The organism is uncultured Porphyromonas sp. (assembly GCF_934359325.1).
Classification (GTDB): domain Bacteria; phylum Bacteroidota; class Bacteroidia; order Bacteroidales; family Porphyromonadaceae; genus Porphyromonas_A.
Map to the genome: position 1 here is coordinate 1 of NZ_CAKRLH010000084.1, position 6,556 is coordinate 6,556.

Annotated in this window: 4 protein-coding genes and 1 pseudogene; all 5 read left to right on the forward strand. The window is 58.1% G+C overall.

The features are described from left to right. Positions 1-552, forward strand: a 552-nt coding sequence (locus Q0F21_RS04420) for a DNA integrity scanning protein DisA nucleotide-binding domain protein (RefSeq protein ID WP_297237769.1), incomplete at its 5' end; no start/stop codon positions are given. Positions 553-590: 38 nt separating this feature from the next. Next, positions 591-1,205 carry a nitroreductase family protein gene (locus Q0F21_RS04425; RefSeq protein ID WP_297237771.1) on the forward strand — a complete coding sequence of 205 codons (615 nt, stop codon included), beginning with the start codon at positions 591-593 and terminating at the stop codon, positions 1,203-1,205. Positions 1,206-1,220: 15 nt separating this feature from the next. After that, a complete protein-coding gene (locus Q0F21_RS04430) occupies positions 1,221-3,650 on the forward strand; it encodes a DUF5686 family protein (RefSeq protein ID WP_297237773.1) in 2,430 nt (809 codons plus the stop codon). A 17-nt stretch (positions 3,651-3,667) separates the two neighbouring features. Further along, positions 3,668-5,824 carry a hypothetical protein gene (locus Q0F21_RS04435; protein WP_297237775.1) on the forward strand — a complete coding sequence of 719 codons (2,157 nt, stop codon included), beginning with the start codon at positions 3,668-3,670 and terminating at the stop codon, positions 5,822-5,824. A gap of 4 nt (positions 5,825-5,828) precedes the next feature. Then, positions 5,829-6,556: pseudogene (locus Q0F21_RS04440) on the forward strand (hypothetical protein); the annotation flags it as partial.

A 6,556-nucleotide genomic window follows, 5' to 3' on the forward strand; every position in this document is an offset into this window, starting at 1 on the left:
TCGACGAATAAGTGGCTCTCTCCAGAGAAGATCTTCCGTCAGCGCAAGCGCGATCAGGCCAAGCAGCAGGAGGCCTCGTACATAGCGATGATGACCTTTGCATGCATGCGTATGGCTAAGAAGAAAGTGGGGGCACTGATCGTCATCGAGAATAACGTCGACCTAACGCCGATCGCACACACCGGCGAACTACTGAATGCGGATGTTAATTCGCGACTGCTTGAGAACATATTCTACGAAGGCTCTCCGCTCCACGACGGAGCGCTGATCATCCGAGACCGACACATCCTCGCCGCCGCATGCATCCTGCCCGTTGCCCACGGTAGCTCTCTCCCTAAGGAGATGGGTCTCCGGCACCGCTCAGGGCTGGGGGTAAGCCAGCAGTCGGATGCGCGGGTCATCATCGTCAGCGAGGAGCGGGGCGAGATCACCATTGCCTACCGAGGGGAGATCGTTCGCCAGGTCGACTCCGATGGGCTGCGCCGCTTCCTCTCCTCAGACTTCTCCGATCTCTCCACCATCGGACCTATACTGGCTCCGGCAGCGGCGTGAGATCGCCTGGATACAATCACTAATGGGAAAATCAAGTAATGAAAGGATTTATACAGAGCGAGGAGCCGATCCTCACCAGACACTCACAGTACGATCTCAATAACTCCCTCCCCGCCGGCATCGATGAGGTGGAGGAGCTACTCGGTAGCATTCTCCTCACCACGCCCTCGGCCTTCAATTCCCAGCCGGTCCGAATGGTTCTCCTCACCGGGGCGGCGCATCGGCGCCACTGGGACCTGATCAAGTCCCTCCTGATAGCCAAGATCGGGGAGGAGAAGTATGCAGACGGCACTGCGGATAAGATCCGGGGATTTCGCAATGCGACCGGGACGGTGCTTTTCTTTGACGACGAGGAAGTGACGAGGTCGCTGCAGGAGCGCTTCCCTACCTATGCGCACAACTTCCCCCTCTGGGCGGAGCAGGTGCAGGGCTCACACCAGTACGCCGTCTGGCTGGGGCTGGTCGGGCTGGGCTTCGGCGCCAATCTCCAGCACTACACCGGTCTCGATGATGATCGGGTGCGGGAGGATGCGGGAGTGCCGGCGGAGTACCGATTTATCGCTGAGCTGGTCTTCGGAGGGATGAATAGCGATACCGGAGAGATCAAGGAGAAGGAGCCACTCTCGAAGACCCTTCGCGTGGTCTCCGAGTAGCGCATAGTCCACATCGTGCAGCGGGTGATAGTCATAGCCCTTGTGGTGACTCTCCTTGTCACCCTCACACCGGCACTGCTCTACGGAGAGACAGTGCCGGCGTCCGAGAGCTACCCCACTCCGAGGGACAGCTTCAGCATCACGACACAGGACTCAGTACCGCTCTCCTACACCATTCCCAATATCACAGTGGAGACTCCGCGGGGGAAGTACAGGAAGGAGGGCAATCCGGCGATCACCCTGATACTCGACGCTATAGAGAGTGAGCGAAACCGTAGAGACAGCATCGACTACAGCTACCACCTCCGTGGGGCTGATCGGCTGACCCTGTCGCTCGCCAATTTTGACCTGAAGGCGAAGTGGCTCAATACCCTCTTCCCCTTTTTCCCTAAGTACGTCACCCGCTCCCGGTTAGATGGGAAGTGGGTCCTGCCACTCTCCATCCGCGACCGGATCTCAGACTACGGGTACAGCGCCGAGGATAAGATGTGGCGGGAGGTGATCCGGTACACCAGCCACACGGGGCTGGACCAGACACTCGATGATGGGACGATGACCGTGGCTATCGAGGATCTCTTCCCGGAGGTGGATCTTTATGGCAGGGACGTGCGACTGCTTCAGACCCACTTCGCCAGTCCCCTTAGCTCCGACGGACTCAGCCAGTACAAGTACTACCTCACCGACACGCTCGTCATGCGAGGGCAGGTGGCGCAGATGGTCACCTTCTTCCCCTTTGTACCGAGTGACCCGACCTTTAGAGGGCATCTCTACTTCACCGTCACCGATCCGCCCCAACTGCTCAGGAGCGAACTCATCATCCCCGAGTCCACCAACCTCAACTTCGTCGATGCCCTCTCGATCACTCAAGAGTACGATCCGGATCAGCCGGACAGGAGACAGGTGAGCGAGGAGACCCTGAGCCTCTCCTTCAGACTCTACTGGCGCTTGCTCTCGCTCTACGTGGAGCAGACGAGGCACTACGGCGGACACGAAGTATTCACTCAGGAGAGCGAAATAGCCCAGACAGATACCCTTCTCTACACTGCTCCTCAGGCGATCACCGACCTCTCGTCTGACTCCACCGCAGTGCGATACAGACCGGAGACGGATCGGATGCTTGCCTCCGACCAGGGGCTTAAGGACTTCCTGGCTGAGGTGAAGGCGATCCCGCTCTACCGGTTTCTCCTGGATGCGGCAGATATGATCTCGCTCGGGTACATCAGGACCCGGTACGACCGGTACAAGCTCTTTGGAGGGAGCTGCTTCGACATCGGTCCGATCACCAAGATGGTTGGATTCAACGAAGTGGAGGGCACTCGTATCCGGCTAGGGGGGCGGACGACCGGCTTCATCTCTCCGCGCTTCTTCCTCGAGGGGTATCTCGCCTACGGCTTTAGAGACCGGGAGCTGAAGCACTCTCTCTCCGTCATCTGGTCGTTTCTTCCGAAGGGATACTTCCGGGAAGAATTCCCGAGGGACGAGCTACAGCTCTCCTACAGCCACGATCTCTTTACCCCCGGTCAGCTCTATGCGACCGATCCTCAGGACAATACCTACTACCACTTCGGGACCACTTATCTTACCAACCGCTCCTACCGCAACATCTGGCAGTTGCAGTACCTCCACGACTACGGCTCTACACTCTCGCTGAGGGTCTACCTGCAGCATGTGACCGACACTCCGGCGGAACACGGTTTCCCATATCTGAAGGTGCAGCGGGATGGAGAGCTACTGCGCCAGTGGTCGATCACGGATGCCGCAGCCGGAGTAGAGCTTCGCTGGGCGCCTGGAGAGCGGATCCGTCCCGGGTCTATGGAGCGCCACTCGCCTTTCAAGGATCTGATCAAGCGGGAGTACCCGGTGCTCTTCCTCAAGCACGAGACCGCCGCCCGCGTACTCGGGGGGGAGTACCTCCGACACCGAACGGAGATCCGGCTGGAGCAGCGGTTGCCGATGGGCATATGGGGACGCATGGACTACCAAGCAACGGTGGGCAAGCTATGGAATACGGTTCCCTTCCCACTCCTGTACATTCCGCCGACCAATCGGGGCTTCTCCCTCCACGACAATGGATTTAAGATCCTCTACCCACTGGAGTATGTGGCCGACGAGTGGGCGACAGTCTTCGCTCAGTGGCACATGAGGGGACTTATCCTTAATAGGATTCCTCTGCTGAATAAGCTGAACTTGCGAGGTGTCTGGAGTCTCAATTATCTCTACGGCAACACGTCTAAGCTAAATCAGCAAGCACATGCGACGGACATTTTTATCCTTCCCACGATTGCCACAGAGATGCGCCACCAGAGCTACGTAGAGGTCGGCTTCGGACTGGAGAACATCTTGAAACTCGGGCGTATCGATGTCTACCGCCGTCTCACCGCTCCTGGTGCCTACAGTCAGGGGTCACCCTGGGCTGTTCGCGGCACCCTGCGGGTAGACTTTTGACGAGACTTTATGAGAAAATGCGACACCAACTCATAACCACCGCCTTTCTCGCTCTGACACTGTCTCTTGTCGCCGCTGCTCAGGAGAAGGATCGGCTCCACCTCTCCGCATCGGCAGGTGTCATCACCCCTCGCCTGCATCCGATCGGCGAAGTCAGCCTGCGAGGTACCGATACTCTATTTTCCCCGAAGCTCTGTGTGGACTTCAGTCTCTCCTACACGGACGGTCAGCAGACCGAAGACGAGATGAGGGCAGCCTGGACCGGCGGACTGCCCAATCGCTATATCGGGAACTATCAGCTGAGGCACACGGTTAGCCGTCGGATGGAGCTCCTCGCCGGAGGGACTCTCCGCTGGATGGTCTCCGATCGGGACCGGATTGGTCTCAGTGGCAACCTCAGGCTTCAGGACAACTGGGATCACCGCTACCACCTCGGGATCAATAATATCGTACCTCTGGAGGAAGGTCTGTACTCCGGCGAGCTGGAGCGACTGACTCGAGCAGGAGGAACTCTACCGGACCGCTTCCCCGGATGGAACGGCGCACGACTGAAGCAACAACTGACCGGCGGACTTACTCTCTCCGGTGAGCACCGTCTGTCAAGCTCCTCAGCGCACCTCTCCTGGTCGATCGACCATCAGCGCCATGAGGAAGACTGCCCCAATGAGCGGGTGGTCGCCCACCACCTTCCAGACACTGAGGTGAGGACTGAGATCGGAGACAGACACCTCCCACGACTATCGTATGAGGAGGTAAGCGAGCGGTCATACGGTTTCCGCAAGATCAGTGAGAAAACCACTCACCTCGGTGAGATGAGCTACGGTGCCAAGGCAAAGCTGAATCTAGATCTGGCAGAGGGCAATCTCACCCTGCTCCTCTCCGGCAGACGACTTCAGGCATCTGAGGACGACTATGCGGAGAAGGTCTACCCCCTACTCGGTGCCCACTTCCCCACCTTTGCCTCCATGCCGAAGCGAGACCTTACCGATGCCTCCTACCTTGGAGGAAGAGGCGCACGCTACAGTCTCGGTCCCTTTGTAGACCACCGGTATGTGCACGATATGGACACGTGGGATGAGAAGAGCTTCTCCCGCGTCCCCAATATCCCCAGCTATCTCCCCGCAAGCTTCGACGTGGTGACGGATCAGGCTGACGGTCTGGTCGAGTGGCACGGGGACCTCTTGTCCGATCAGCTCACACTGACCATTGGCAGCAGTATCAGAGGGTATCGTCTCAGCTATCTTTGCCACACGGTAGTGGAGAATAGTGCAGGCGAGGATGTCGCTGACACCAGGCACTACTTGGCTCTCCTACCCTACCTCACCCTCGACTCCAAGACCAGGAGCGGGTGGCTCTCCTTCCTCTCCCTGTCTACCGATCAGGTATTGCCTCCATACAAGTGGATGATCCCATTCAACAAGCACTCGAGCACCGATCTCACCATGGAGATGGGACAAAGCGAACTGAGTCCCGAGTACCGGCTGTCAGCCAGCACCGGAGTCCGCAAGGAGTGGGATGGAAATCACCTCTCTGCCTCGATCGACTGGACCGGATCAAGGAACCACCTCTACAGATATGTGGATCCGGACTTTACTCAAAGGGACTTCGAAGAGCTTATCCCTCAGCAGAAGAGTGCAGTCCCCAAGGACGGCCACTGGTCGCTGGAGACAATTTGCAGCGCCCCCTTTACCCAGTCCATCGGGCTTACCCTTGAGGCTCACTACAGGCTTAGCCACCTGTCCGATCCCCTGCTGAGACCGATCGGGCTAAAGATCCGGTACCGGCTCACGGGATGGGACACCTCTGCTATAGAGACCCTGCATCATACCCGGAGAGAGCGGATCCCCCTGCCGGGCCTCGGGGGTCATCTTCTCAGCAGCGCCATAGTCTACACGACAGACCTATGGGGCGTGACGATCTCAGGTGATTACGCCTCAGACCGGTGTGTCAGTGTAGGAGAGAGTGCCAGGGATGATCTCTACGAGAGTGCATCCCTACGACTATCGACGAAAGCACACGCCAGACTCTCAGATCGTATCCTACTTGTCTTCCGTGGAGACAACCTACTAAATACCCCTATAAAACTCTACCAAGGGTCCGGCGACCACCTCTATCAGCTCGCCTACGAGGGACCACGGCTGATGTTAGGCTTTAGCTACACACTTCCAGACTGATCCTATGACTAATCACACACTTAGTCTGCTGGCGTCAGCAGTTCTTATCCTCCTCACGGGGTGCAAAATGGATCCCGACTACACCCTGCCCGGTGGCGAGAGAGGCGAGGCGATTCTCGTTGGAGACATTACGGAGGACTTTGTACTCAGCACAGGAAAGTACCACCTCGAGGGAACTGTCCGTGTCCGAACGGGAGCCACACTGACCATAGAAAGGGGAACGGTGATCTCCTCGATGCCGGGCTTCGATAAGTACATCCTCGTGGAGCAAGGTGCAAAGATTCGGATCCTCGGAACAGCTGAGGAGCCGGTAGTCCTATGCGCGGACAAGGGGTACGATCTTCCCGGTTACTGGGGTGGGCTGATCATCAATGGGAGTGCCCCCATCTGTGGTGCAACTCACCGAGTGGCGGAGGTGGATGAGGTGGAGCGCGACCAATACTATGGCGGGAACGACCCTCGCGATGACTCCGGGGAGATACACTTCCTGATCATCGATAGCCCCGGCGCAAGCCTTGCGGCAGATGTGGAGCACAATGGACTTACGCTCAATGGCGTCGGCTCCGGGACTGAGATCGACCATGTGGCGATCCTCAGCTCAGGAGATGACGGACTGGAGTGCTTCGGAGGGACAGTGTCACCCCATACGATCCTTGTGAGAGGGGCGGAGGATGACTTGGTCGACCTGACGGACGGCTACCGCGGCACCATCAGTCGTCTCTATGGCATCTA

Coding starts and splice junctions, on each gene's coding strand:
- Q0F21_RS04435 (WP_297237775.1), top strand. CDS start 3,668: ATGCGACACCAACTCATAACCACCGCCTTTCTCGCTCTGACACTGTCT.
- Q0F21_RS04425 (WP_297237771.1), top strand. CDS start 591: ATGAAAGGATTTATACAGAGCGAGGAGCCGATCCTCACCAGACACTCA.